We start from the raw sequence: 26,925 nt of genomic DNA, 5'->3' as shown, positions 1-26,925 counted from the left end.
TGTGGGTGAATTAGCTGACTTTCACATCGATGTCTTAAAAGAAATCGGCAATATTGGAGCGGGACATGCCGCAACTGCATTGTCGATGCTGTTGGATAAGCCAGTCGATATGCTTGTTCCCGAGGTTAGATTTCTTCCTTTTGAAGAGATTGCTTCATGTGTGGGTGGCCCTGAGGAAATCGTACTTGCGATTTACCTTCGGGTCATTGGAGATGCACCAGGGAATTTGTTTTTTATTCTAAATGTAAACTCAGCCAAAAGTATGCTTAAAGATTTAGCAGGTATGGAAACAACTGAGGATGATTCTCTTTCAGAGATGGAACTCTCTGCATTGAATGAGATTGGCAATATCCTTGCTGGTTCTTATTTATCCTCATTAGCAGATTTTACACATCTAAGCATGTCACCATCTGTACCTGCTCTTGCTATTGATATGGCTGGAGCAATACTAAGCTATGGTCTTATCCAATCCGGTGAAATGGGAGATCAAGCGCTATTAATTGACACCAAGTTTTTAGAAGGTTCGCAAGTGATCAATGGTCATTTCTTTTTAATACCAGATCCTGGTTCTTTCAATTCAATCTTTGCTGCATTAGGAGTCGACATTAGATGATTCAAAGCAATTGGATCAAAGTAGGTATGGCAGATTTGAATGTTGTGCACATGACCGGAGTGCTCAAGACGACAGGCCTAGGCTCTTGTGTAGGGTTAACATTATATGATTCACGCGTGAAAGTAGCCGGGATGGCTCATGTGATGCTTCCGAATTCGGATATTGCAAGGGAACCTGATTTTAATCGAGCGAAATATGCGGATACAGCAGTTCCTGATTTAATTGATAAGATGGTACAACTTGGTGCAATGGTTGGACGTATGCAGGCAAAGCTTGCAGGTGGTGCGCAAATGTTCGCTTTTTCCGCACAACAAGACTCCATGCGAATCGGTCCTCGGAATGTAGAATCGTGCAAAGAACTTCTGAGCCAATATAAGATTCCGATCCTTAGCGAAGACACAGGTGGTAATTTTGGACGAACAATTGAACTTGATTGTGAAACAGGGATTTTATTTATTCGCAGCGTACAACATGGAGTAAAGGAATTGTGATACCATGATTGGATCTTTAATTTGGAATTTTGTAATGGGACTACTAGCATTTATTTTTACAGTTTTATTATCCATACAAAATAATTTCATTCTAACTTCATTATTGAATGGATTATACAGCTTTATTTTATTGTTTATCGGTACGTTCTTGATTCGATTTATCATTGGCGCATTTTTACAGCCGAAGATAGAGGATCAAGTCCACGCTGAGGTCTTACAACAAGGGGAACAACAAGCGGAGTCTACACATGTAGGTCAACATTTTGACATGCAGACACCGGATGATTCAGCTGATCAACAACAATCAGAAGCTCAGCCCTTCACTCCGCTTAACCCGCCAAAACTTTCTACCAAAGAAGCAATCGAACCTGAACGAGTGGCTGAAACGGTTCGCCATTGGACAGCAGATTAAGGGTGGTGAATAATCCATGATCGAATACAAGCAATCTCATCTCGCCAATATAGAAATTTGGAAGCGGTGGAAAGAGAATCAGATTCTCGAAGCGAAGCAAGAGCTCATTGAAACGTATTTACCGCTTGTGGATTATGTAGCTAGTCGGTTATCAATCGGTCTGCCCAAAAATGTAGCTCTAGAAGACTTACAAAGTTTTGGTGCCATGGGATTAATCGATGCTGTCGATAAGTTCGATTATGAACGTGGCTTACAATTTGAAACCTATGCATCATGGCGTATTCGTGGTGCTATTATAGATGGTCTCCGGCAAGGTGATTGGGTGCCTCGCTCGGTTCGTGAGAAAGCGAAGCGATTAGAAGATGCTTATCAGAAGCTAGAGCAGCAATATCTGCGTTCTGTAACAGATGAAGAAATGTCTAGTTACCTAGGTGTTACAGAGCAAGAGTTTCAGCACATGCTTCAGGATTTGGCCGTGACAACGGTGTGTTCAATTGATGATCCAATTCGTGAAGAAGACTCAGAAACTCGAATCTCATTGATTGTAGATGAAAAGGCAAAGAATCCGGAATATAAAGTAAATGAGTTTTATTTAAAAGAAACATTAGCTCGTGCCATTGACCGTCTAACTGAAAAAGAACGTATAGTTGTATCTTTGTTTTATTATGAAGAACTCTCTTTAAGTGAAATTGCAGAAGTTATGAGCTTATCTCCTTCACGAATATCCCAACTTCATTCCAAAGCAATTCTACGAATGAGAGGTTCATTAGCAAGGTATAAGGTTCAACTTTTTGAGGACGATTTTTAGGATGAAGGGTGGTAAGTTAGTATGAGTCAAAATTTGTCTTTGGAATTTTATGTACAAATTTCGATATCAGAGGATAAATTAACTGCTTATTTACAGTTTTCCAATGTTCCTGATACGTTTCAAGTGACAATCGATCAATTGCAAGAATGCTTACGATCTAACAATGTTTCACATGGAATTGATATGAGCCAGCTTGCAATCATTGCAAATGACCCCAGACCTTTTCTATATGCCAAAACAGTCATAGCTCGAGGTTCTAAAGCGATTGATGGTCGGAATGGTAGTATCAAATTACTACATGACTTAGGTAGTATTAGTAAAAAGCCACAGGAATTAGATGATGGAACTGTCGATTTTAAAGAGCTTATCACGATCAATAATGTCAGAGAGGGTCAGTTAATTGGCCAACGTTACTTACCGACAGAAGGAACTCCAGGTCGAGCGGTGACAGGAGAAATATTAAAGTCCAAAGCAGGTAAGAATATTCGATTTAAACCCGGTAAAAATGTCGTTCTCGATAATGAAGAAATGGCGTTATATGCTGGAATCAGCGGTATGGTGACGAAGACAGATCGAGATCGAATAAATGTATTCCCTGTTTATGAGGTCAATGGGGACGTTGATTTTAATGTGGGGAATATTGATTTTGTGGGAACTGTCGTAATTCGTGGCAATGTCTTACCCGGATTTAAAATTAAAGCATCAGGTGATATTCGTGTTACAGGTGGAGTGGAAGCAGCTGAACTTGAGGCAGAGGGATCCATTGATATATCAGGTGGTGTCCTGGGACAGAATAAAGCCAGAGTTAAAGCATTAGGTGATGTAAAAGGTTCTTTTATACAAGATGGGTATATTGAGGCTGGGGGAAATGTAACCGTTTCACAAAGTATCATGCATTCCACAGTCCTTGCTGGTCGCAGTGTATTGTGTTCGGGTGCCAAAGGTTTGATAGTAGGTGGGACAATCCAAGCGGGTGAGAAGGTCACTTGTCGTACGATAGGGAATATGATGTCGACAACAACTGTCATTGAAGTAGGTGTACTGCCTGTACAACGCAACGAGCTTGTTAGATTGAAAGCTCAGCTGCGAGTTACTATTGAAAATCTAGATAAAACAAATAAAGCATTAGCTATGCTTGATCAGATGGCCATGGTTGGTCAATTGAGCGCCGATAAAATGGCGATGCGAATTAAACTTGGCAATACGAAAAAACAAGTGTTAGCGGAACAACACGAGATGAGAGAGCGTATATTAGAATTAGAAAAAGTATTGGAAGACTCCGAGAATGCGAAAGTTCATGTGCTATCGAATGTTTACGGGGGAGTCAAGATCGTAATTGGACGTTACATTAAGTATATAAAAGATCCAATTGCGAGAGTTACATTTACATTGTCTGACGGTGATATTTCGCTAATTCCTTATGTCTAGTTCGAATGGCTAGTTGAAAATAGCGCTTGATCATTCTAGTGAAAATGGGGTGCTGGTCGTGAGTTTAAAAGGAATCGATTTGCAGTTTGCTATTCATAAAAATGATGATGCAGGCTTCAGACAAGCTCAGCATGTTCAAAAACCAATGAATGAACAAACAATTCTAGCACAAGAAGCAGGTGCATCACTTCAAAAAGCAAGAACACACACAGATCCTGTACATGCAACTGTAGAATCCGAGCGACTTAAACAACAAGGAGATGATCAAAGTAATAATGGTCAGCGGGATAAAAAGGGCTCAGAAAAGCAGGCTAAATCTGACAACGTGTTGCATGATGAAAAAGCAAAACATCCTTTCAAAGGTCATCATATAGATTTATCTTTATGAAATTAGGGGGAGAGAGGTACAATGATGGATCACCCCATGGTTTATGTGATTTTATTAGGTTTAGTTATTGTGGTTTTTACACAATTTTTTATTAAAAAAGAATCAAAGACAGTGAAAACCGCACCAGGTCTTGAAGAATTCGAAAAATCGTTTGGTTTTTTCGCGGCTGAACTGGAAGAGCAAAATGAAGCTTTAGTGAAACTTTTTGCCGAAAGTAAGCGAGAAAGCGATTTGAAACTTGCACATCTTGCAGGTAAGCTTGAGTTAATGGAAAAGCATAGTCATGAATTGGCTCAAGAAGTATCACACCTTAAACTTGCGCTTAATGAGAAAAGAGTGGAAGCTGCCGCACCGGTAGAAGTTGATACCTATATAAGACAAGAACAAGTGTCGGTTGCTTTAAGCACGCCAGAATCGACACTAGAGCCTGAAGCCGAACCGTTAATTCAAACACGATACCCAGAATTATTTGATTTGTATCAGCAAGGGAAGTCTGTCGAATATATTGCCAAGAAGCTAGGTAAGAACAAGGGTGAAGTGAATCTTATTTTGATGCTGTCTAAGCAAGAGGAGGCAGCAAGATGAGCAAGAAGATGTTCTGGAATGGCTTAGGTTTCGGGCTTATTGGTGGAGCTCTTCTTTTGCAATTGATGCTCGGGGTGCAAAGTCCTCCTTCTGTTGGGAAAGAAACGGTATCTAAAGAGTCGCAACCACCAGTTGAAACACCAGAAATCAGCAAAAAGTATACACAAGCTGAGTTTGATCAGAAGCTTCAAGCAAGATTGAAGGAAGAAGTCGATAAGATTCCGAAGCCTGAAGCACCGAAAGCTGAGATTGTAAAGCAGACTGCTGTATACATCACACCTGGACTTAATTCTGACAAAGTAGTTGAGATGTTTCAGCAAAGTGGTTTAATTAATGAACCTACTGCTTTGAGTACGGAGATTAAAAAGCGAGGTTTGACATCAAGTATCCGATCAGGCGTGCATATATTCAAAGGGGAGCCAAGTGTGGATGTAATTATTGAAACCATCATTCGCAAACCTTGATTCGACAAAGTGTTGCAATCTAGTATCATGTTATGGTATAGTTATCAGCGGTGTTAAAATGCACGCTGTATCAATTCATATAACGGTGCTTATCGGATGATAAGTTTTATATGAAGATGCGATCAGCGGAAGTCACTACAAAAACCATTTTAGAGGAGGTGTGTGAGGATGGCAGTAATCTCCATGAAACAACTCTTGGAAGCAGGGGTACACTTCGGTCACCAAACTCGTCGTTGGAATCCGAAAATGGATCGTTACATCTTCACCGAAAGAAACGGTATTTACATTATCGATCTTCAGAAAACAGTTAAGAAGGTTGATGAAGCTTACAACTTCGTTAAATCCATTGCAGAAAACAATGGTACAATGTTGTTCGTAGGTACTAAGAAGCAAGCTCAAGATTCCGTTAAGGAAGAAGCAGAGCGTTGCGGAATGTACTACATCAACCAACGTTGGTTGGGTGGTACGCTTACTAACTTCCAAACAATCCAAAAGCGTATTGATCGCTTGAAAACTTTGGAGCGTATGGAAGCGGACGGTACTTTCGATCTTCTACCGAAGAAAGAAGTTATCATCTTGAACAAAGAAAAAACTCGCTTGGAGAAATTCTTGGGCGGTATCAAACATATGAAAGGGTTGCCTAGCGCCCTATTCGTTATCGATCCTCGTAAAGAGCGTATTGCAGTAGCAGAAGCTCGTAAATTGGGTATCCCAATCGTAGGTATTGTCGATACTAACTGTGATCCAGACGAAATCGATTATGTGATCCCTGGTAATGATGATGCAATCCGTGCAGTTAAATTGTTGACTGCTAAAATTGCTGACGCTGTTGTAGAAGCTCACCAAGGTGAAGAAGCAACAGTATAAGAGCATCACACAATAGAAGTTCAATGAGAAGGGTGGGTGAAGGTGTAATAACCTCTCACCGCCCTTTTTTTAAAAATGATTTAGGTCTAACAAAAATTATAGTTTATTTGGGAGGGTCCATAATGGCTACAATTACAGCTGCAATGGTGAAAGAATTACGTGAGAAAACAGGAGCAGGAATGCTCGATTGCAAAAAAGCACTTGACGAAGCAAATGGCGATGTAACAAAAGCTGCTGAAATTCTTCGTGAAAAAGGTTTGTCCGCTGCTGCTAGCAAAGCTGGACGTATTGCTACTGAAGGTCTTTGCGAGTCCTACATCCACGCTGGTGGTCGCGTAGGTGTACTTGTTGAAGTTAACTGTGAGACTGACTTCGTTGCAAAGACAGACCAATTTAAAGCATTCGTTAAAGACATCGCAATGCAAATTGCAGCTGTTAACCCAACTTATGTTCGTCGTGAAGAAGTTCCAACTGACGCTCTTGAAAAAGAGAAAGAAATTCTTCGTAACCAAGCTCTTAACGAAGGTAAACCAGAAAAAATCGTTGAGAAAATGGTTGAAGGCCGTATTTCAAAATATTACGAAGAGTACTGCTTGATGGAGCAATCCTTCATTAAAGATCCAGACAAGAAGATCTCTGATCTTGTTAATGAAAAAATTGCTACAATTGGTGAGAACATTTCCATCCGTCGTTTCGTTCGTTTCGAGCTAGGTGAAGGATTAGAGAAAAAAGTTGACAACTTCGTAGAAGAAGTTATGTCCCAAGTGAAACAGTAATCTAAAGGTTTGAACATACAAAGTAGGGAACACATTGTGTTCCTTTCTTTTTAAATAAAGATGGACAGCGCTTTATGCGTGTAGTCCGAAATGGAGGGTACTCTGCTTGGAGCAACCGGTGTTTAAACGTGTAATATTGAAATTGAGCGGGGAAGCATTGGCAGGAAACCAGGGCTTTGGAATCGAATCCGAAGTGATTTCATCTATTGCTGAGCAAGTAAAAGAAGTAGTAGATCTTGGAGTGGAAGTTGCGATTGTAGTAGGTGGCGGAAATATATGGCGCGGTATTGCTGGTTCTGAAAAAGGAATCGATCGTGCGACGGCTGATTATATGGGCATGCTTGCTACTGTTATGAATTCACTGGCCATGCAGGATGCGCTAGAGAATATCGGTGTACCAACCCGGGTACAGTCTTCCATCACGATGCAGCAGGTTGCTGAACCTTACATTCGTCGTAGAGCCATGCGTCATTTAGAAAAAGGTCGTGTTGTAATCTTTGCCGCAGGTACAGGTAACCCTTACTTCTCGACAGATACTACAGCAGCATTACGAGCAGCAGAAATTGAAGCTGAAGTTATTTTAATGGCGAAAAATAAAGTGGACGGTGTATACTCTGCAGATCCATTTAAAGATGAGACAGCAGTGAAATTCGAAACTTTAACATACCTTGATGTACTGAACAAAAATCTTGGCGTAATGGATGCGACAGCTTCGTCCTTATGTATGGACAATAACATCCCGCTTATTGTTTTCTCGATCACAGAAAGAGGTAACATTAAGCGAGTGGTCCAAGGTGAAAAAATTGGAACAATCGTTAAAGGGAGTGTATCATAGTGCCACAATCGATTAAGAAAAATGCAGAAGATCGTATGGAGAAAGCAATCGGAGCTCTAAAAAGAGATTTAGCAGCACTTCGTGCTGGTCGCGCATCAACAGCTCTGCTTGACCGTATTCAAGTTGAGTATTATGGAGCAATGACGCCACTTAATCAAATGGCTAACATCTCTACTCCTGATTCTCGTACTTTGCAATTGCAGCCTTGGGATAAAACATCCATCGGTGCTATTGAAAAGGCAATCATGAAGTCAGATCTTGGTTTGACACCTGCAAATGACGGTAATGTGATTCGTCTAGTTATTCCAGCATTGACGGAAGAACGCCGTGGTGAGCTAGTAAAATTGACTCGTAAGAGCGGAGAAGAGGCAAAAGTTGCAATTCGTAACATTCGCCGCGATGCAAACGATGATATTAAAAAGCTTGAAAAAGCGGGTATTTCCGAAGATGAATCACGTCGTCATCAAGATGATGTGCAAAAGTTTACAGATAAATTTATCTTAGAAGTGGAAAAGACGTTAGCTGCTAAAGAAAAAGAAATCATGGAAGTATAGAATGAAGCCTTACCCCCAGTTCATCGGGGGTTTTAGTCTTTCCTTAATTGGGGGATATTAATGATGTGGAAGCACATAAGACAATGGCTGGGTTCCAAATCAACGACGCAAATTCATGTTGCGAAGAACCTTGCCACAGACAACATCCCTGCTCATGTTGCCATCGTGATGGATGGGAATGGTCGTTGGGCCAAGAAACGTGGATTACCACGTGTTGCTGGTCATTATTCTGGTATGAAAAATGTGAAAAAAATTACGTTAGCTGCTAATGCAATTGGTGTAAAAGTGCTAACAATGTATGCTTTTTCCACGGAAAATTGGAAACGTCCGAAAGATGAAGTTGAATTTTTAATGAAGCTTCCTCAAGAATTTTTTCCTTTGGAAATTGATGAATTAATGGAAAATAATGTTCAGGTTCGGATGACCGGTTGGCGCGAAGGACTTCCAGCAGATACACTAGAAGCTGTTGATAATGCAATTGAGCGTACGAAACATAATACAGGCCTAATCTTGAATTTTGCTTTGAATTATGGTGGACGCAAAGAATTGCTAAGTGGTGTACAACAGATGATGCGTGATGCCAAACAAGGGAAATTAAATCCTGATGACTTGGACGAGGCTATATTTTCAGAATATATGTTGACCGATGGTCTTCCAGATCCTGATTTATTTATTCGTACAAGCGGTGAGCTACGTCTTAGTAACTTCTTGTTATGGCAGCTTGCCTATTCTGAATTGTGGTTTACAGATGCATACTGGCCAGAATTTACAGAAGAACATTTTTATCAAGCGATTGCAGAATATCAGCGTCGGGTAAGGCGCTATGGTGGTCTGTAGACACCAGTTGGAGGCTTATAACAGTGAAACAGCGAATCATTACGGGTGTAATTGCTGGCAGCGCATTTTTAGGGATGCTAGTTGCCGGAGGTTACTATTATGCCGCGTTAATTCTTATTATGGCAATAATTGGTTACTATGAATACATTCGGATGTTTGGGCTACAAAACTTTCGAATCACATCCATCATTGGTTTGCTGCTTTTATTGTGGCTAGCTGTCCCTTGGGAGATGGATGCTTTTGCATTTGGTATTCACTTAAATCTAGATGCCGTACTCTGGATGGCTATGTTCATATTACTGACAATTACAGTAACGACGAAGAATCGTTTTGTGATCGACCAAGCAGCAGCTGTCTTTTTGGGTGCTGTTTATATTGGTTTTGGGTTTCATTATATGATCTCCACTAGATTGCTGGAGACGGGCGGACTCTTTTACACATTCCTATTGTTTATTTGTATTTGGTGTACAGATGCAGGGGCTTATTTTGTAGGGTCTAAGTTTGGAAAAACGCCACTTTGGCCAACGATCTCTCCAAAGAAATCGATTGAAGGTGCTGTGGGTGGTATTATCATTTCAGTCATCGCTGCTCTTTGCTTCGCTTGGTTTAATCCTGAATTATTGAGCTATGGAAAAGCAGTTGGGATAGGTATTATCATTGGTATCATCGGTCAATTAGGAGATTTAATTCAATCTGCTTATAAACGTGTAAAAGGAATTAAAGATACAGGTACAATTCTCCCTGGACATGGTGGGGTACTAGATCGCGTAGATTCTTGGCTCATCGTGTTTCCGTTCATTCACTGGATTGGTATACTCGTGCAATAAACTTAATTGAGGTGAAACATGACAAAAAGAATTGCCATTCTTGGTTCAACGGGTTCAGTCGGAACGCAAACGTTAGATGTTGTGAGACAACATCCGGAACAGTTTCGTGTTGAAGCGTTGTCAGGTGGATACAATATCGATTTGTTAACGGAGCAAGTACATACATTCCGTCCAAAGCTGGTTAGTGTAGCGACGAAAGAACTTGCTGAACAATTGCAAACACAAGTTTCTTCAGAGACAAAAGTCTGTTACGGTCCTAAGGGCATAGAAGAAGTCGCAGCATCAACAGATGCTGATGTTGTCATTACAGCGATTGTAGGTTCACAGGGGCTGCAGCCGACGTTAGCAGCAATTGAATCGGGTAAACAGATTGGTTTAGCCAACAAAGAGACATTAGTAAGTGCGGGGCACATTGTCATGGAAGCTGCGCAGAAAAAAGGAGTAGCAATCCTACCTGTAGATAGCGAGCACTCTGCTATATTTCAATGTTTGAATGGAGAACGAAGAGCAGACATTAGCCGCATCACACTAACTGCTTCTGGAGGTGCATTCCGAGATCGTTCTCGCGATGAGCTCCATGGAGTATCTGTTCAAGATGCTCTGAAGCATCCCAATTGGTCGATGGGCGCGAAGCTGACGATTGACTCCGCGACAATGGCGAATAAAGGTCTTGAGGTCATTGAAGCACATTGGTTGTTTAATCTGCCTTATGATTCAATTGACGTCTTGATTCATCCGGAGAGCATCATACACTCCTATGTAGAATTTGTGGATCATAGTGTAATAGCACAGCTTGGAAATCCAGATATGCGGGTTCCAATTCAATATGCGCTAACATATCCTACACGGTTGCCGCTTGATACACGTCCGTTAAATTTAGCTGAATTAAGTCAGTTGAATTTTAGAAAAATGGACTTTGAGCGCTTTCCGTGCTTACGGATGGCCTATGAGAGTGGGAAGTTAGGCGGCACAATGCCAACTGTATTTAATGCAGCGAATGAAATCGCAGTTGCTCGTTTCCGAAATGGTGAAATCGAATTTCTTGATATTGAGACTATCATTGCCCATACAATGGAGCAGCACGAAGTAGCGGGGAATCCGCAGCTTGAGCAAATTTTAAGTGTGGATGCATGGGCGCGTCAATTTGCATCGAATATTCTTCTATAAACGTATCAGCGAAGAGTCGAAGCCAGCTGCCAAGCTCGGATCGGCTCTTTTTTTTTGAAGAAGATGAGTCGGTTTCTCCTTGGTCTAAAAAAAGTAAAATAACCGTATACTTGTGCAAGGGCTGGGAAGCTTGTATTGCTTTTGGCAATCATGTAAGCTTAAGGAATGAGACATCGCGGATAGTGAAGGAGGAAGGAACACTTTGTCAAGTTTGGAAATCACTTTAAAGGTAATCTTATTGTTTTTTGTGCTTGTCACAATACATGAATGGGGACATTTTTATTTCGCCAAACGGGCTGGTATTCTCGTAAGAGAATTTGCAATTGGTTTTGGGCCGAAGTTATTTTCATTCAAAAAAGGCGAGACTCGCTTTACGCTTCGCTTCCTGCCAATTGGTGGTTTTGTGCGTATGGCTGGTGAAGATCCAGAAATGATTGATATTCAAAAGGGACAAACCATCGCTGTTAAATTGAATAAATCCAACGAAGTCACTTTTTTATATTTGGATCAATTGAATCAACGCTCTGATGTTATTCAAGGTGAAGTAACAAATATTGATATGGAGCGTAAACTTGAAGTTGAACTGCTTGTAGGCGAGCATGAAGCCAAGTATACCATCCATCCTCAAGCAATGATGGTGACAAAAGGCACAGAGACGCAGATCGCTCCATTTAATCGCCAATTCGGTTCCAAGACTGTTGGTCAACGTGCAATGTCCATTGTGATGGGCCCTGTCATGAACTTTTTATTAGCAGTAGTGCTTTTTTGCATCGTAGTCATCATGGCGGGAGTGCCTATGAATACGAAGCTTGATACCGTCGTCGCGGATCAACCTGCACAGCAAGCTGGGCTGCTCAAAGGCGACATTGTGAAGTCGGTTAATGGTACGGATATTGGAGCTAATTTTAATCGTTTAACAGACATGATCCAGAAATCCCCGCAGAAGTCCATGAATTGGATCGTAGATCGTGGTGGAAAAGAAGTTCCACTTCAAGTTACACCGAGCAGTGAAGGAAAAGTTGGCATCGTGATCGGTTTTGATAAGCGATCAGCTACATTTGGTGAGGTGTTAACGGGAACTTGGGATTATGTGTCCAAGACGACGGTTGGGATATTGGATGGATTTAAAAAGCTTGTCTTTGGTCAAGTTAAAATGGATGACCTGGGTGGTCCCGTTCGAATTGTGGAAGTGACAGGACAATTCGTGCAAAATGGTATGACATCGTACATTTATTGGGCAGCGATTTTCAGCTTGTATTTAGGCTTGTTTAATTTACTGCCATTCCCAGCGTTAGACGGGTCTAGACTTGTTTTCCTCGGGATTGAAGCCGTTAGAGGTAAACCAGTAGATCCAAGCCGTGAGAGTCTCGTCCATTTTGTTGGCTTTGCACTGCTTATGCTGCTTATGGTTGTCGTAACTTACAACGATATTGTACGGTTAATTAAGAGCTAATTTGAGATTTCACAATTTAACAGGTGATTTCCTTGCAAAATTTCTTTATGATAGAAACATAGAATGAAGCATATAACTCCGGTTGGCGTGCTGCCACCGGAGTTTCGTAGGAGGAACGGTATGTCGAAGGATAAGCAACAAGTTAGCAAAGAGATTACCCCGCAGAGTGAAGATTTCTCCAGATGGTATCTGGATACAATTAAGAAAGCAGATTTAATGAGCTATTCACCTGTTCGTGGATGTATTGTATTTAAACCAGACGGATATGAAATTTGGGAGAATATCCAGCGTGAATTGGATCGCCGTTTTAAAGAAACAGGGCACCGAAATGCCTACTTCCCACTTTTCATCCCAGAAAGCTTTTTCCAAAAAGAAAAAGAGCACGTGGAAGGATTCAATCCTGAACTTCCATTTGTTACAGAAGCAGGTGGCGAAAAGCTTGAGGAACGTCTAGCGATTCGACCGACTTCTGAGACAATGATTGGTCATATGTACTCCGAATGGATTAATTCCTATCGTGATTTGCCACTTCTTATTAACCAATGGGCGAACGTTGTTCGTTGGGAGAAGCGAACAATGCCATTTTTACGGACAAGCGAGTTCTTGTGGCAAGAAGGCCATACAGCGCATGAAGACGAAGCTGACGCACGTCGTGAAACGATGCAAATGCTTGAAGTGTATCGTGATTTTGCGGAGAACTTTTTAGCGATTCCAGTTATCGTAGGACAGAAGACACCATCCGAAAAATTCGCAGGTGCGGTTGATACATTCTCAATCGAAGCGATGATGAAGGACGGACGAGCTGTACAGGCAGGAACGTCACACTACCTGGGTACAAACTTCGCAGTTGCTTTTGATATTAAATACTTGGATCGTGAAAATCAGCATACGTATGCTTACACAACTTCATGGGGTGTATCGACTCGCTTGATAGGTGCATTAATTATGGTGCATGGTGATGATCGTGGTCTAGCAATGCCGCCTAAAGTGGCTCCAACACAAGTTGTTATGATTCCAATTGGTCCGGCGAAAACGCGCGATATGGTTATAGCTCGTACGGATGAATTATTCGCTGAACTTAAAGCAGCAGGTATTCGTGTAAAAGTGGACGATCGTCCAGATCAAAGTCCAGGTTGGAAATTTAACGAATACGAAATGCGTGGTGTACCAATTCGTGTAGAACTTGGACCACGTGATATGGAAAATGGACAAGTTGTACTTGTATCCCGCATTAGCGGTGAAAAGCGAATTGTAAAACAAGATAATCTAATCGCAGAAGTACAAACAATGTTAGAAGAAATCCATAACGAGATGTTTGAGAAAGCAAAAGCATTCCGTGATGAGCACTTTATCTCTGTGGATTCCTTGGATGAGTTCACAGCATTCTTAGAAGGTCAACGTGGCTTTGCACTAGCTGGCTGGTGTGGATCAAATGCATGTGAGTCTCACGTAAAAGAAGTGACAGGTGCAACATCACGTAATATTCCATTTGAACCGGCAGAGAAGAAGCATACTTGTCTGGTTTGTGGTGAAGCAGCTAAAGAAACTGTTGTATTTGGACGAGCATATTAATTATTTGTTTGTTGATGATAAAACTGAGGGCAAAGCGATGTATTATTCCTTTGCCCTTTGTGTTTTTTGAGGAGGGAAACGTGTGTGAGCCAAACGGGAGAGAAGAAACAACGATTTGAGCTGTTGGTACAGTCGGCGGGCATCCCGAAAGATGTGGTTCAAACTCATTTTGTGGATGCGTACTTGGAGCGGGTTGAAGTGATGCGTAATCAACGCGAGTGGACCTTCTTTTTACAAGTACCTCGGTTAGTTCCTCAAGACGTTTATCGTGCTTTTTGTAAAATGATCAGTGAGCATTACGCCCACCTGGCGAAAACTCGTTTCATTGTGCACTTTCAACAGACTGAACCGGCACAGCTCGTTAATGAATACTGGAGTATGTTCATGGAATGGGTTCATCGTGAGGAAACAAGTGTAAATGGGTGGATGAGCAGAGCGAAGGTAGAAGTGCAAGGTAGTCGCCTTACGATCTTTTTCTTAGATGGAATTGGACTTGAACTAGCGAAGAAGAAGAACATTGATAATTGGATTACATCGTTCTTTCGGGATTATTTTCAAACGGAACTGCAAGTGAAATATGATGTTCATGCACAAGCTGAAGAGGAGTTTGAGCGCTTCGCTAAAAAAATTGAACAAGAAGAGCAAACTTTCACACAGGAGATGTTGACCGCGACTTTCCAAGAGGAAGAATCGCCTGCATCGCAAGCTGAAGTGAAACTTGTTATTGGTTATGACATTAAGGACATCCCTGTTCCGCTTTCAAACATTCAGGATGAAGAGAAGAAAGCAACCGTGCATGGCATGGTGTTTGGATTAGAATCCAAAGAACTGCGAACAGGATCGACTTTATATACATTTAACGTTACAGACTTTACGGACTCCATCATGATGAAGGTGTTCGCCAAGACGAAGGATGACATGAAGATCATGAGCCTGCTCTCCAACGGGATGTGGGTGAAAGCACGCGGTAAGGTGGAATATGATCGTTTTATGCAAGAACCAGAACTAGTCATGCTCCCTTCTGACCTATGTGAAATTGTTGCAACCATTGCAGATCGTAAAGATACGGCGCCAGAGAAGCGCGTAGAATTTCATTTGCACACAACCATGAGTACAATGGATGGAATTGCCCCAATTGATCAATATGTCAAACTAGCTGCAAAATGGGGACATAAGGCAATCGCAGTAACAGATCACAGCGGTGTACAATCATTCCCAGATGCAAGTAAAGCTGCGAAAAAGAATGGCATAAAGATGATTTATGGTGTTGAAGCCAATGTAGTGAATGATAACATTCCAGTTGTCTTAAATCCGGTAGATATGGCACTTAAGACAGGAACTTATGTTGTGTTCGATATTGAGACAACAGGTTTATCCATTGCGAATAACCGGATCACCGAGCTGGCAGGCGTGAAAATGCAAGAAGGCAAGGAGATCGATCGATTTAGCACCTTTATTAATCCACATCAGAACATTCCTTATCACATTCAGCAGCTCACGAATATTACGAATGAAATGGTGCAGGATGCTCCAGAACTGGAGGAAATGCTTCCTAAGTTTGTTGAGTTCGTGGGTGACGCAGTCATCGTTGCACACAATGCGAGATTCGATATGGGTTTTATCCAAGCGTATTTGAAAAAGTTCGGAATGAAAGAACTGACCAATCCTGTACTCGATACGTTGGAATTTGCGAGATTGCTGTTCCCAACGATGAAGAATCATCGACTGAATACGCTCGCAGATAAATTTAAAGTATCACTTGAAAATCATCACCGTGCGATTGACGATTCCATTGCACTCGGTTTTGTTTTGTATGGTCTTATTAATGAAGCGGCAGATCGTGGCCTAACTGAACTTCCACGACTAAATGATCAGGTAGGAACAGTATTAACCAATACAAGACCGTTTCATTGTTGTATTTATGCTTTGAATGCAATAGGTAAGAAAAACCTATTTAAGCTTATTTCCATCTCTCATACGGAGCATTTTCATCGGGTTGCTACCATTCCAAAGAGTAAACTTGCACAAATGCGGGATGGGCTTTTGATTGTGTCTGGTTGTGAAAAAGGTGAATTTTTTGAGGCTGTCATGAACAAGTCGCAAGACGAAGCAGAAGAAGTTGCAGCGTTTTACGATATTTTAGAAATCCAGCCTGTTAGTTATAATCAGCACTTAATTGATAAAGGCTTTGTTGCTTCTCGACGTGAGCTAGAAGAAGCCGTAGAGCGTGTGTGCGCAATTGGTGAAAAGTTGGGTAAAAAAGTTATAGCAACTGGAAATGTCCATTATTTGAATCCTAGAGATAAGATGAATCGAGATATTACGATTAACGGGATTACAGGCTTTTCACCACTTAAAGACATTCAAAAGCCAGATGCACATTTTCGAACAACGGATGAGATGTTAGCTGAATTCGAATTTCTTGGAAAAGAAAAAGCGTTTGAAGTCGTGGTGCGAAATACGAGCGACCTCGCAGATGAGTTCGAAGATATTGAATTGTTCCCTGATAAATTGTTTACGCCGATTATTGATGGTGCTGATGATGAAATCCGAAATACCTGTTACGATACAGCCAAAAGAATTTATGGAGATGAGTTACCAGAGGTAGTTGTCGCACGTCTTGAAAAGGAACTTGTGCCGATTATTAAGTACGGTTTCTCGGCGAACTATCTAATCTCAGAGCGCTTAGTTAAAAAGTCGAATGAAGACGGTTATCTGGTTGGTTCTAGGGGATCGGTTGGTTCTTCAATCGTCGCAACATTTTTAGGAATCTCAGAAGTAAATCCACTTCCACCGCATTACACATGTGCTTCTTGTAAGTTTAGTGAATGGATTTTAGATGGCAGCATACCGAGTGGTTTTGACTTGCCAAATAAAGATTGTCCAGAGTGTGGGAACAAGCTTAAAGGTGAAGGACAGGATATTCCGTTTGAAACATTCCTTGGCTTTAAAGGGGATAAAGTTCCCGATATTGACTTGAACTTCTCAGGTGAATATCAACCAGTTGCTCACAACTACACGAAAGAGCTGTTCGGTGACAAGAGTGTTTTCCGTGCGGGTACAATTGGTACGGTTGCTGAGAAAACAGCATTTGGATTCGTGAAAAAATACGAAGAACAAATTGGTAAAAAATGGAGAAATGCGGAAATTAACCGATTAGCATCTGGTTGCACAGGTGTTAAACGATCAACAGGACAGCATCCAGGCGGTATTGTCGTTGTACCTGATTATATTGAGGTTGATGATATTACACCCGTTCAGTTCCCTGCGGATGATGTGAACGCTGAGTGGAAGACAACTCACTTTGATTATCACGCCTTTGATGCCAACTTACTGAAGCTCGATATCTTGGGTCACGATGACCCGACGATGATGCGGATGCTGCAAGATTTAACGAGTATTGATCCAACAACGATTCCAATGAATGATGCGAAAGTCATGAGCATCTTCAACTCAACAACAGCATTGAATGTGACACCTGAACAAATTCGTACGCCTGTTGCCACATACGGTGTTCCTGAGATGGGAACAAAATTCGTGCGTCAGATGCTTCAAGAAACACAACCAAGCTCGTTTGCCGATTTACTGCAAATTTCCGGTTTATCACATGGGACTGGTGTGTGGTTGGGTAATGCCCAAGAGCTCATACGTCGCGGGATTTGTAACATTAAGACCGTTATCGGTTGTCGGGATGACATCATGTTATTCTTGATTTATAAAGCTGGAATGGACGCAAGTCTTGCCTTTAAAATCACAGAAAGTGTACGTAAAGGTAAAGGGCTTACGGATGAATGGAAAGAAGATATGAAGAAACATAATGTTCCGGCTTGGTATATTGAATCTTGTGAGCGTATTGAGTATATGTTCCCTAAAGCGCATGCCGCAGCCTATGTTATTTCAGCGGTTCGAACTGCGTTTTTCAAGGTATACCATCCCATTGAATATTATGCGACTTACTTTACAGTCCGTGCAGAAGACTTTGAGATTGATATGCTCTGTCAAGGCTACTCAGCCATTGTAAAACGCTTGGTCGAAATTGAAGATAAGGGCTTTGGTGCAACACCAAAGGAGAAGTCAATGATTTCGATTCTTGAGATGGCTATCGAGATGACGGCAAGAGGAATGTCGTTTAAGCCAATTGACTTGTATCGCTCGGATGCGACCCGATTTATTATCGATGGGGACGCACTCATCCCACCATTTTCAGCGATGCCGGGTATTGGCGAGAACGCAGCACGCAACATTGCGGCTTCCCGGGCAGACGGTGACTACCTTTCTGTGGAAGATTTCCAACAGCGTTCTAAAGCGACAAAAACTGTCGTTGAACTACTTAATACGATGGGATGCTTCCGTGGGCTTCCAGAGTCCAATCAGCTCTCTTTATTCTAGGTAGAAGCGGGTAAACACAACTTTTTTGTTATTGTCACCCTCTTGACGGTTATGGTATACTTGATATTGGCAATAATGAAGATAGCGATTAACGATTAGAGAGTGGGGCAACCCACTCTTTACATTTTGCTATAGGACTTTTTTGAGTCTATTCAATGAAAAATGAACAGATTTTCTTATTTGCGCAAGCTTTTTAGGAGGGTAGAACCAATTGAGCACAGGAATTAAAGCAACTGTTGAGGACATGTTGAAAGATTATATGGATGAAAATGGCTATGAAATTGTTGATATTGAATACGTGAAAGAAGGTAGTAACTGGTTCTTACGTATTTATGTAGACAAAGAAGGCGGCATCGACATCGATGATTGTTCGAACATTTCCGAATATGCTTCCGCACGTCTCGATGAGAACGACCCCATTTCCACAGCTTATTTCTTAGAGGTATCATCACCAGGTGCAGAACGACCACTTAAGAAAGCAGATGATGTGCGTAAGGCAGTAGGTAAACATGTATTTGTGACTACATACGAGCCTATTGGCGGTGTGAAGGAGTTTGAGGGAGAGCTTTTGTCTTTCGATGGGGAAGAGCTAGTTGTGAAAACGACCGGTAAAGTAAAAAAACAATACTCCATTCCTTACAGTAAGGTTGCTAGCGCACGTCTTGCGATTGTTTTTTAACAAGTTTACAACGATCTTAATACTTTATTGCCTTGGAAACGCCTAACTTTGTTGGAACAGACGGTAAGGCGTTTCTTCTACGGTAATGGTTTTCAATGTTGAAAGGGGGAACAATTTTCAAATGAACATGGATTTTATTGAAGCCTTGTCTGAAATTGAACGAGAGAAAGGGATTGCAAAGGAACTGCTAATCGATGCGATTGAAGCGGCTATGATTTCCAGTTACAAGCGCAATTTCAATACAGCATCTAACGTTCGTGTGGACATTAATCGTCAAACAGGCGTCATTCGTGTATATGCTCGCAAAACTGTGACAGAGGATGTTTTGGATGCACGTATGGAAATTTCTCTACATGCTGCAAGAGAGATTAACTCGAACTACCAATTGAATGATATTGTTGAAATCGAGGTTACACCTCGTGATTTTGGACGTATCGCAGCACAAACAGCTAAACAAGTCGTAACTCAACGTATTCGTGAGGCTGAGCGTGGTCTGATTTACAATGCATTCATTGAAAAAGAAGAAGACATCGTAACCGGTATCGTACAACGTCAAGATCAGCGTAATGTATATATCGATCTTGGCAAGGTCGAGGCAGTGCTGCCGCTTACTGAAATGATGCCTAACGAGAAATTCAAGCATAGTGAGCGCGTTAAAGCGTATATCACGAAGGTTGAAAACACGACTAAAGGGCCGCAAATCATTTTGTCACGTACGCACCCAGGTCTGTTAAAGCGTCTATTCGAGCTTGAAGTGCCGGAAATTTTTGATGGTGTTGTTGAAATTCGCTCCGTTGCGCGTGAAGCGGGATTCCGTTCCAAAATTGCTGTTCATTCCCGCAATCCTGAAGTTGATCCAGTAGGTTCTTGTGTAGGACCAAAGGGATTACGTGTTCAGACGATTGTAAATGAACTACGCGGAGAGAAAATTGACATTGTTCGTTGGATGGAAAGCGTAGAAGAGTACGTTGCAAATGCATTATCTCCTTCTAAAGTGCTCGAAGTGACTGTTTTTGAAAAAGAAAAAATGGCTCGTGTTATTGTGCCTGATTACCAATTATCACTTGCAATTGGTATTAAAGGACAAAATGCACGTCTTGCTGCTAAGTTGACAGGTTGGAAGATTGATATCAAAAGCGAAACCCAAGCTGAGCAAGAATTTGGCAGACCCAAAACTTCGACTAGCGAAATGCATCAGGACTCTGTATCCATTGATTAATGAGTTTCAGTTCGTGAAACGAGGTGTAGCAATATGAAACAAAGAAAAACGCCACTGCGTAAATGTGTAGCTTGTCAGGAAATGAAGGCGAAACGTGAATTGATCCGTGTCGTTCGTACACCAGAAGAAGAAATTCAAATTGATCTCAAGGGTAAAAAGTCTGGGCGTGGCGCTTACTTATGTGGAAAGCAGGTTTGCTTCAAATTAGCTAAGAAAAGCCATGCTTTAGACCGTGCCCTTAAGCAATCAGTCTCAGCTGAAATCTACGATCAACTTGAACGTGATTTTATAATAGTTGAGGATGAGTTTAACCAAAGTAAAGATGAAATGACGGATGAATCCGATGAATCATAAATTTTACAACAATTTGGGATTAGCGATGCGTGCACGTAAGCTCGCAACGGGGGATGAAATTGTACTCAAGGCAGTCCGCTCCGGCGAGGCAAAGCTAGTCATTATGGCAGAAGATGCTTCAGAGAATACAAAGAAGAAGTTCCAAGATAAGTGTTCTTCCTACAACGTTCCACTCCTAATTACAGGTACACGTGGAGAACTTGGTGAGAGCATCGGGAAAGAGGCGCGCGTTCTCATTGCAGTCCTGGATGCAGGATTTGCAAAAATGTTGAAGCCGCCGGTAATAACCGCGGAGGTGAAAGGTATTGACTAATAAAAGCGACAATAAAGATAAGCTTCGAGTCTACGAATACGCAAAAAATTTAAACATGAGCTCTAAGGAGATCATCACAATACTCAAGAGATTGGACATTCCTGTTACAAATCACATGAGTGTTATGGAAAATGAAACAGTTACGGCTGTGGAGAAATTTTTCCATGATGTTAAATCCAATGCAGCAGCGAAGCGTGTAGAGCCAGCAAAAACTTCATCTACACCTCAACAAACGAATAAACCTGCACAAGCAACAGCAAGTGAAGCTAAGCCGCAGACTGCTTCTAGCACAACTAGTGGTTCTTCAACGTCTAATGCAGCGCAAGGTAATAGACCTTCCAATCAACAGCAAGGTGGTAATCGTCCATCTTACAATAATAACAATCGCCCTAACAACGATCGTCGCCCGGGTCAGAACCAAGGACAGGGTGGTCAATCTCGTCCAAACCAAGGATCTGGTCAAGGTGGATATAACAACCGCCCATCGGGTCAATCCCAAGGAAGTACAGGCGGCTATCAAGGTAACCGACCGCAAAACTCGAATGCAGGTCAATCTTCACAACCTGCACGCGGTGGAAGCAGCGCTCCAGCAGCAAGTCAAGGACGCTCTAATGCTCCTGCGAATCGTAAATTTGACGACCGTAGCACTCAATCGCCAAGACGCGATGGTGATGATTTTAAACCGGGTGCAAAGAAACCAGGTACTGGACCACGTCGTTTTGATGACAACAAACCAGGTGCCTTCAGAGGTGGAAATAAGAACGGTAAAGGTAACCAACGCTTTGGTAAAGGCGGCAGAGGTGCGGATCAAGTTAAGAGAGAAAAAATCGATAACACACCGAAGAAAATTATCGTTCGTGGCAATATGACTGTTGGTGAAACTGCGAAAGTGCTCCACAAAGATGCTTCTGAAGTAATCAAAAAGCTTCTGATGATGGGCATTATGGCAACGATTAACCAAGAGCTTGATATTGAAACGATTCAACTGATTGCAGCTGAACTTGGTGTAGAAGAAGTTGAAGTGAAGATTCGTGTTGAAGAAGATAAGTTTGAGAACTTCGAAGAAGTGGATGATGAAGCAGATCTAATTGAACGTCCACCAGTTGTTACTATCATGGGTCACGTTGACCACGGTAAAACAACGCTTCTAGATGCGATTCGTAAGACGAATGTAACAGAAGGCGAAGCAGGCGGTATCACACAGCATATCGGCGCTTACCAAGTTGAAGTGAACGGCAAGAAAATTTCCTTCCTTGATACTCCAGGTCACGCAGCATTTACAACTATGCGTGCTCGTGGTGCTCAAGTTACTGATATTACGATTATCGTTGTTGCTGCAGATGACGGTGTAATGCCTCAAACAGTTGAAGCAATCTCGCATGCGAAAGCAGCGAATGTACCGATCATTATCGCAGTGAACAAGATTGATAAGCCAGGTGCTGATATTGACCGTATCAAACAAGCACTTACAGAATATGAACTCGTTCCTGAAGAGTGGGGCGGCGACACAATCTTCTGCGAAATCTCTGCGAAACAACGCATTGGTCTTGAGAACTTGCTTGAGATGATTCTTCTCGTAGCAGAAGTACAAGAATACAAAGCGAACCCGAACAAGCGTGCTCGTGGTACAATTATCGAGGCAGAGCTTGATAAAGGCCGCGGACCAGTTGTACGTCTTCTTATCCAGAATGGTACCCTTAAAGTTGGGGATTCCTTCGTAGCAGGCGTATGTTTCGGTAGAGTTCGTGCAATGGTGAATGACAAAGGTAAACGTTTAAAAGAAGCAGGCCCTTCTACACCAGTTGAAATCACTGGTTTGACTGAAGTTCCACTTGCTGGCGATCCGTTTATCGTATTCGAAGATGAGCGTAAAGCGCGTGATATCGCTGAGAAGCGTGCGATTACACTTCGTCAATCCGAAATGGGTGCGAATTCAAGAGTTACGCTTGAAGACTTGTACAGTAACATGGCCGCTGGCGATGTGAAAGATTTGAACGTAATTATCAAAGGTGACGTTCAAGGTTCCGTTGAAGCACTTCGCGGTTCATTAGAGAAGATTGAAGTAGAAGGTGCACGTGTGAAAATTATTCATACAGGCGCAGGTGCGATTACGGAGTCCGATATTCTTCTTGCTTCTGCATCCAATGCGATCGTAATCGGCTTTAACGTACGTCCAGAGCCGCTTGCGAAAAATGCAGCAGAACAAGAAAAAGTTGACGTTCGCTTGCACCGCATTATCTATAATGTGATCGAAGAAATTGAGCAAGCTATGAAGGGGATCTTGGACCCAATCTTCAAAGAGAACATCCTTGGTCATGCCGAAGTTCGTAACGTGTTCAAAATTACAGGTTCCGGTATGATCGCAGGTTGTATGGTGACTTCTGGTAAAATTTCACGTAATGCGGAATTGCGCTTGATCCGTAACGGTATCGTAATTACAGAAGGTAAAGTGGATTCCTTAAAACGCTTTAAAGATGATGTGAAGGAAGTTGCACAAGGTTATGAATGCGGTATTTCCATCGAGAAGTATAGCGATATTAAAGAAGGCGACATCATTGAAGCCTTCATTATGGAGTCAGTAGAGAGGTGATCACATGGCACGAGTTCGTGTAGGTAGGGTGGGAGAGCAGATTAAGAAAGAGCTTTCTCAAATCATTCAAACGAATATTAAAGACCCTCGTGTCGGTTTCATCACCGTTACTGGTGTAGATGTGACGAATGATCTGTCTCAAGCGAAAGTATATATAAGTGTTTTAGGTTCTGAGGAGACGAAGAATGCAGCACTTCAAGTTTTGAACAAAGCGAAGGGTTTTATTCGCTCAGAGCTAGGCAAGCGTATCCGGCTTCGGATCGTACCTGACCTGGTGTTCAAAATTGATACGTCAATTGATTACAGTTCGCGAATTGAAAGTCTTCTACATCAAATTAATGAGGAGAATTCGCCAGAATGATAAAAGGTACCGTGCAGGAGTATCATTCCCAGTTGCAGCAAGCAGCCGAGTTTCTTCACAGCCACGACAATTTTCTTGTCGTGGCTCACGTTCAACCAGATGGGGATGCGGCTGCTTCTACCGCAGCTATGGGGTGGATGCTACAACAACTTGATAAAAGATATACGATGATCAATGAGGGTAGTATCCCTTCTAAGTTTCATTTCTTACCTGGTGTAGGAGAAATTAAAGAAGGTTCGACTGAAGAGGCATCCTGCACTTTTCCTGCCATCATTACGGTAGATTGCGCTGATTTTTCCAGAATAGGTAAAGTCAGCGCTCTTTTTGGCGAGTCATATGAATTACTCAATATCGATCATCATCCAACGAATGATTGTTTTGGGAGCGTTCATTTAATTCAGCCAGATGCTGCAGCAACGGTGGAGATTTTGTATGATCTAGCTATTCAGTTAAAGATTCAACCGGATCGTGATTTTGCAAACTTAATTTATGCAGGCCTCTTAACAGATACAGGTGGATTCCGCTATTCGTCGACATCGCCTAAAGTGATGAGAATGGCATCTGAACTGCTTGATCTAGGTGCACAAGGTCCAGAACTTGCTGAGCGATTATTGGAGAGAATGTCTTATGAGCAAATGGTTGTGCTGCAAATGGCACTGCCAACTCTTGCTTTTTCACCGGATCGTAAGGTTGCTTGGCTAATCGCGACCACTAACTTAATTGAAGCTTCAAAAGCGACAGTTGAAGATTTGGATGGTTTAGTGAATTATCCACGTAACATTGAAGGTGTTGAGGTAGGTATTCTTTTTAAGCAAAGAGGACCCAATCTATTCAAAGTATCACTACGTTCAGCAGGTAAAGTCGATGTCGCACAAATCGCTAAGCAATATGGAGGCGGTGGACACGTACGTGCATCTGGACTCACGTTGGAAGGCGACATTAAGGAAATCATTGCTAAATTGCTAGAGGAAGTTGGGAAAAGACTCGCATGACGAACACAACTATAGATGGTATTTTAGCTGTGCGTAAGCCTGCGGGCTGGACATCTCATGATGTAGTAGCCAAAGCACGAGGATTGCTTGGAATTCGGCGTATCGGACATACCGGTACGCTTGATCCTCAAGTCGTCGGTGTACTGCCTCTATGTATTGGCCGCGCAACACGCATGGTAGAATATATTCAAGAATTGCCGAAGCAATATGAAGCAACATTGCTCATTGGGGTTGCAACAGATACAGAAGACGCTACAGGTACAATCATTGATGAAGTAGAACAGGTAACCTTAACGAAGGAAGCTGTTATCGAGGCTATCATGGGCTTTATTGGTGATATCGAACAGATTCCACCTATGTTCTCTGCCGTAAAAATCAATGGGAAAAGATTGTATGATCTTGCACGCGAAGGTAAGGAAGTCGAACGTAAACCACGTCAGGTATCCATTTATGAGATTGATATTATAGAGATGGAACTTGATAAGCCGCATCCTGAAGTGAAGTTTCGTGTCACATGTTCCAAGGGAACTTACATTCGTACACTTTGCGTTGATATTGGCAAGAAATTAGGGTACCCGGCAACAATGAAAGAACTGCTGCGTACTCGAACTGGAAGTATTACATTGGAACAATGTCTGACTTTGGAGCAGATTGCGGAGTTGAAGAAATCTGGTACACTTGAGGAGCATGTGATTGCCGCCGATCAAGGTGTAGCGCACTTGCATGCTGTTACGCTAACGGATGTTCAAGCTAAGCAAGCAAGTCAAGGTCAAAGATTGAAGATCGATCCTAAACTTGTGACAAATGATACAGCGGATGAATCAATCCTTCGTGTATATAGTAATGGTGGGACATTTGTCGGTTTGTTTGTATGGAAGAAGGAAGCTTGCTTACTTCTCCCGCATAAAATATTTGGGTAGAGAATCCTATGTCATAGGGTTATATTATGGTAGGTGAATATTTGTGAAAATAATTTCATTGACATATCCATTAACATCCGCACTTCCAGAACTTCCGGAGAAACAAGTTCTTGCTATAGGAGAATTTGATGGTGTCCATTTGGGCCATCAAGAGGTAATTTCACGTGCGATGAAATCTGCTAATGCAGGTCGTGTACCTTTAGCTGTCATGTCATTTAATCCACATCCTAGAGAAGTGTTGGGTCAAGAGCAATACAAATATACGCAATTATTAACACCTATATCTGCTAAGATGGAGATACTTTCTAAATTGGGTGTGGAGTATGCCTACTTAGTGACGTTTAACGAGGCATTAATGCGTATGAGTCCATCTCAATTCGTAGATGAAATTCTTGTACGTCTTGGTGTGGAGACGGTTATTGTTGGTTTTGATTTCCGCTTTGGCTATCAAGCAGAAGGTAATGTCGATTTATTGTGTGAGCTAAGCAAAGGCAGGTTTGCTGTTGAAGTCGTTCGTCCTTATCAATTGCAAAATGCGAAAATAAGTTCTTCAGCCGTTCGCGATAAATTGTTAAATGGCGAGATCATTACCATCGAATCGCTTTTAGGTAGACGTTATTCGATTTCGGGAGTAGTTGTACATGGCGATGCACGCGGACGGAAGCTCGGTTTTCCAACTGCGAACATTAAGCTCACTGAGCCCTATGTCATCCCGCGAAATGGTGTATACGCCGCTCGGGTAACCGTAAATGGAGAGCAGCATGATGGTGTAATGAATATCGGCATTCGCCCAACATTTGAGGGTGCTGGACTCATTCAGACGCTTGAAGCGCATTTACTTGATTTTGATCAAGATATTTACGGCAAGCAAGTTGTCGTGGAATTCGTTGATTACATCCGCCCAGAGCAAAAGTTCAGTTCGATTCAAGATCTGATTGAGCAAATTCAGCTGGATGTACAATCTTGCCGAGAAAAACTACTTCAAGTAAAATAATCGGTGTAGCAGGTTAATTCCAAATGCTTGTATTTAC

Annotated in this window: 27 protein-coding genes; all 27 read left to right on the top strand. The window is 42.0% G+C overall.

Annotated elements, in window-relative coordinates; all coding sequences use genetic code 11:
- Position 1 precedes the first annotated feature (1 nt).
- The gene (locus ACSBOP_RS12820; protein ID WP_442600924.1) at positions 2-613 is read left to right on the top strand and encodes a chemotaxis protein CheC; all 612 of its coding nucleotides are present in this window, start codon (positions 2-4) and stop codon (positions 611-613) included.
- A complete protein-coding gene (locus ACSBOP_RS12815) occupies positions 610-1,104 on the top strand; it encodes a chemotaxis protein CheD (RefSeq protein WP_442600923.1) in 495 nt (164 codons plus the stop codon). The genes ACSBOP_RS12820 and ACSBOP_RS12815 overlap by 4 nt, the downstream gene beginning before the upstream one ends.
- 4 nt (positions 1,105-1,108) lie before the next feature.
- Positions 1,109-1,516, top strand: a complete 408-nt coding sequence (locus ACSBOP_RS12810) for a hypothetical protein (RefSeq protein WP_442600922.1) — start codon at positions 1,109-1,111, stop codon at positions 1,514-1,516.
- 16 nt (positions 1,517-1,532) lie between these two features.
- Positions 1,533-2,324, top strand: a complete 792-nt coding sequence (locus tag ACSBOP_RS12805) for a FliA/WhiG family RNA polymerase sigma factor (RefSeq protein ID WP_442600921.1) — start codon at positions 1,533-1,535, stop codon at positions 2,322-2,324.
- 21 nt (positions 2,325-2,345) lie between these two features.
- Complete coding sequence (locus ACSBOP_RS12800) at positions 2,346-3,752, top strand: DUF342 domain-containing protein (RefSeq protein WP_442600920.1); 1,407 nt, start codon at positions 2,346-2,348, stop codon at positions 3,750-3,752.
- 58 nt (positions 3,753-3,810) lie between these two features.
- A complete protein-coding gene (locus tag ACSBOP_RS12795; RefSeq protein ID WP_442600919.1) occupies positions 3,811-4,140 on the top strand; it encodes a hypothetical protein in 330 nt (109 codons plus the stop codon).
- A 21-nt stretch (positions 4,141-4,161) separates the two neighbouring features.
- Positions 4,162-4,725: a DUF6115 domain-containing protein gene (locus ACSBOP_RS12790; protein ID WP_442600918.1), complete on the top strand. Its 564-nt coding sequence runs from the start codon at positions 4,162-4,164 to the stop codon at positions 4,723-4,725.
- Entirely contained in the window at positions 4,722-5,189 is a 468-nt protein-coding gene (locus ACSBOP_RS12785) for a hypothetical protein (protein WP_442600917.1), read from the top strand. The genes ACSBOP_RS12790 and ACSBOP_RS12785 overlap by 4 nt, the downstream gene beginning before the upstream one ends.
- A 168-nt stretch (positions 5,190-5,357) precedes the next feature.
- On the top strand, positions 5,358-6,056 hold the full coding sequence (rpsB, locus tag ACSBOP_RS12780) for a 30S ribosomal protein S2 (protein ID WP_442600916.1): 699 nt from the start codon (positions 5,358-5,360) through the stop codon (positions 6,054-6,056).
- A gap of 122 nt (positions 6,057-6,178) precedes the next feature.
- Complete coding sequence (gene tsf / locus ACSBOP_RS12775; protein ID WP_442600915.1) at positions 6,179-6,832, top strand: translation elongation factor Ts; 654 nt, start codon at positions 6,179-6,181, stop codon at positions 6,830-6,832.
- 106 nt (positions 6,833-6,938) lie between these two features.
- Complete coding sequence (pyrH, locus tag ACSBOP_RS12770; RefSeq protein ID WP_442600914.1) at positions 6,939-7,667, top strand: UMP kinase; 729 nt, start codon at positions 6,939-6,941, stop codon at positions 7,665-7,667.
- Positions 7,667-8,221, top strand: a complete 555-nt coding sequence (gene frr, locus ACSBOP_RS12765; RefSeq protein WP_442600913.1) for a ribosome recycling factor — start codon at positions 7,667-7,669, stop codon at positions 8,219-8,221. The genes pyrH and frr overlap by 1 nt, the downstream gene beginning before the upstream one ends.
- Before the next feature lie 63 nt (positions 8,222-8,284).
- Positions 8,285-9,058: an isoprenyl transferase gene (locus tag ACSBOP_RS12760; protein ID WP_442604468.1), complete on the top strand. Its 774-nt coding sequence runs from the start codon at positions 8,285-8,287 to the stop codon at positions 9,056-9,058.
- 23 nt (positions 9,059-9,081) lie between these two features.
- Positions 9,082-9,885, top strand: a complete 804-nt coding sequence (locus ACSBOP_RS12755) for a phosphatidate cytidylyltransferase (protein ID WP_442600912.1) — start codon at positions 9,082-9,084, stop codon at positions 9,883-9,885.
- An 18-nt stretch (positions 9,886-9,903) separates the two neighbouring features.
- Positions 9,904-11,052, top strand: a complete 1,149-nt coding sequence (locus ACSBOP_RS12750) for a 1-deoxy-D-xylulose-5-phosphate reductoisomerase (protein ID WP_442600911.1) — start codon at positions 9,904-9,906, stop codon at positions 11,050-11,052.
- Between the two features lie 202 nt (positions 11,053-11,254).
- Positions 11,255-12,505, top strand: coding sequence for an RIP metalloprotease RseP (gene rseP / locus ACSBOP_RS12745; RefSeq protein WP_442600910.1), 1,251 nt, complete (start codon positions 11,255-11,257; stop codon positions 12,503-12,505).
- Positions 12,506-12,625: 120 nt separating this feature from the next.
- Entirely contained in the window at positions 12,626-14,077 is a 1,452-nt protein-coding gene (gene proS, locus ACSBOP_RS12740; protein WP_442600909.1) for a proline--tRNA ligase, read from the top strand.
- 84 nt (positions 14,078-14,161) lie between these two features.
- The gene (locus ACSBOP_RS12735) at positions 14,162-18,466 is read left to right on the top strand and encodes a PolC-type DNA polymerase III (protein ID WP_442600908.1); all 4,305 of its coding nucleotides are present in this window, start codon (positions 14,162-14,164) and stop codon (positions 18,464-18,466) included.
- 244 nt (positions 18,467-18,710) lie between these two features.
- Positions 18,711-19,145, top strand: a complete 435-nt coding sequence (rimP, locus tag ACSBOP_RS12730; RefSeq protein WP_442604467.1) for a ribosome maturation factor RimP — start codon at positions 18,711-18,713, stop codon at positions 19,143-19,145.
- Positions 19,146-19,266: 121 nt separating this feature from the next.
- Complete coding sequence (gene nusA / locus ACSBOP_RS12725) at positions 19,267-20,364, top strand: transcription termination factor NusA (protein WP_442600907.1); 1,098 nt, start codon at positions 19,267-19,269, stop codon at positions 20,362-20,364.
- Between the two features lie 33 nt (positions 20,365-20,397).
- Positions 20,398-20,718, top strand: a complete 321-nt coding sequence (gene rnpM / locus ACSBOP_RS12720; protein WP_442600906.1) for an RNase P modulator RnpM — start codon at positions 20,398-20,400, stop codon at positions 20,716-20,718.
- Positions 20,708-21,031, top strand: a complete 324-nt coding sequence (locus ACSBOP_RS12715; RefSeq protein ID WP_442600905.1) for a YlxQ family RNA-binding protein — start codon at positions 20,708-20,710, stop codon at positions 21,029-21,031. The genes rnpM and ACSBOP_RS12715 overlap by 11 nt, the downstream gene beginning before the upstream one ends.
- Positions 21,032-21,086: 55 nt before the next feature.
- Positions 21,087-23,621 carry a translation initiation factor IF-2 gene (infB, locus tag ACSBOP_RS12710; protein ID WP_442604466.1) on the top strand — a complete coding sequence of 845 codons (2,535 nt, stop codon included), beginning with the start codon at positions 21,087-21,089 and terminating at the stop codon, positions 23,619-23,621.
- Positions 23,622-23,625: 4 nt separating this feature from the next.
- Entirely contained in the window at positions 23,626-23,982 is a 357-nt protein-coding gene (gene rbfA, locus ACSBOP_RS12705; protein ID WP_442600904.1) for a 30S ribosome-binding factor RbfA, read from the top strand.
- Positions 23,979-24,974 (top strand): DHH family phosphoesterase, encoded by a 996-nt coding sequence (locus ACSBOP_RS12700; protein ID WP_442600903.1) that lies wholly within the window; start codon positions 23,979-23,981, stop codon positions 24,972-24,974. The genes rbfA and ACSBOP_RS12700 overlap by 4 nt, the downstream gene beginning before the upstream one ends.
- A complete protein-coding gene (gene truB / locus ACSBOP_RS12695) occupies positions 24,971-25,894 on the top strand; it encodes a tRNA pseudouridine(55) synthase TruB (protein ID WP_442600902.1) in 924 nt (307 codons plus the stop codon). Before ACSBOP_RS12700 ends, truB begins: the two co-directional genes overlap by 4 nt.
- Positions 25,895-25,937: 43 nt before the next feature.
- Positions 25,938-26,888, top strand: coding sequence for a bifunctional riboflavin kinase/FAD synthetase (locus tag ACSBOP_RS12690; protein ID WP_442600901.1), 951 nt, complete (start codon positions 25,938-25,940; stop codon positions 26,886-26,888).
- Positions 26,889-26,925 lie beyond the last annotated feature (37 nt).

Origin of the sequence: Paenibacillus sp. KN14-4R, from assembly GCF_052180255.1 — a bacterium.
Taxonomy (GTDB): domain Bacteria; phylum Bacillota; class Bacilli; order Paenibacillales; family NBRC-103111; genus Paenibacillus_AM.
This window is presented reverse-complemented; position numbering and strand designations above follow the sequence as displayed.

Coding starts and splice junctions, on each gene's coding strand:
- tsf (WP_442600915.1), top strand. CDS start 6,179: ATGGCTACAATTACAGCTGCAATGGTGAAAGAATTACGTGAGAAAACA.
- ACSBOP_RS12750 (WP_442600911.1), top strand. CDS start 9,904: ATGACAAAAAGAATTGCCATTCTTGGTTCAACGGGTTCAGTCGGAACG.
- ACSBOP_RS12700 (WP_442600903.1), top strand. CDS start 23,979: ATGATAAAAGGTACCGTGCAGGAGTATCATTCCCAGTTGCAGCAAGCA.
- ACSBOP_RS12810 (WP_442600922.1), top strand. CDS start 1,109: ATGATTGGATCTTTAATTTGGAATTTTGTAATGGGACTACTAGCATTT.
- proS (WP_442600909.1), top strand. CDS start 12,626: ATGTCGAAGGATAAGCAACAAGTTAGCAAAGAGATTACCCCGCAGAGT.
- ACSBOP_RS12815 (WP_442600923.1), top strand. CDS start 610: ATGATTCAAAGCAATTGGATCAAAGTAGGTATGGCAGATTTGAATGTT.
- ACSBOP_RS12805 (WP_442600921.1), top strand. CDS start 1,533: ATGATCGAATACAAGCAATCTCATCTCGCCAATATAGAAATTTGGAAG.
- rpsB (WP_442600916.1), top strand. CDS start 5,358: ATGGCAGTAATCTCCATGAAACAACTCTTGGAAGCAGGGGTACACTTC.
- ACSBOP_RS12715 (WP_442600905.1), top strand. CDS start 20,708: ATGAATCATAAATTTTACAACAATTTGGGATTAGCGATGCGTGCACGT.
- ACSBOP_RS12790 (WP_442600918.1), top strand. CDS start 4,162: ATGATGGATCACCCCATGGTTTATGTGATTTTATTAGGTTTAGTTATT.
- ACSBOP_RS12800 (WP_442600920.1), top strand. CDS start 2,346: ATGAGTCAAAATTTGTCTTTGGAATTTTATGTACAAATTTCGATATCA.
- rbfA (WP_442600904.1), top strand. CDS start 23,626: ATGGCACGAGTTCGTGTAGGTAGGGTGGGAGAGCAGATTAAGAAAGAG.
- rnpM (WP_442600906.1), top strand. CDS start 20,398: ATGAAACAAAGAAAAACGCCACTGCGTAAATGTGTAGCTTGTCAGGAA.
- nusA (WP_442600907.1), top strand. CDS start 19,267: ATGAACATGGATTTTATTGAAGCCTTGTCTGAAATTGAACGAGAGAAA.
- ACSBOP_RS12760 (WP_442604468.1), top strand. CDS start 8,285: ATGTGGAAGCACATAAGACAATGGCTGGGTTCCAAATCAACGACGCAA.
- truB (WP_442600902.1), top strand. CDS start 24,971: ATGACGAACACAACTATAGATGGTATTTTAGCTGTGCGTAAGCCTGCG.
- rimP (WP_442604467.1), top strand. CDS start 18,711: ATGTTGAAAGATTATATGGATGAAAATGGCTATGAAATTGTTGATATT.
- infB (WP_442604466.1), top strand. CDS start 21,087: ATGAGCTCTAAGGAGATCATCACAATACTCAAGAGATTGGACATTCCT.
- ACSBOP_RS12785 (WP_442600917.1), top strand. CDS start 4,722: ATGAGCAAGAAGATGTTCTGGAATGGCTTAGGTTTCGGGCTTATTGGT.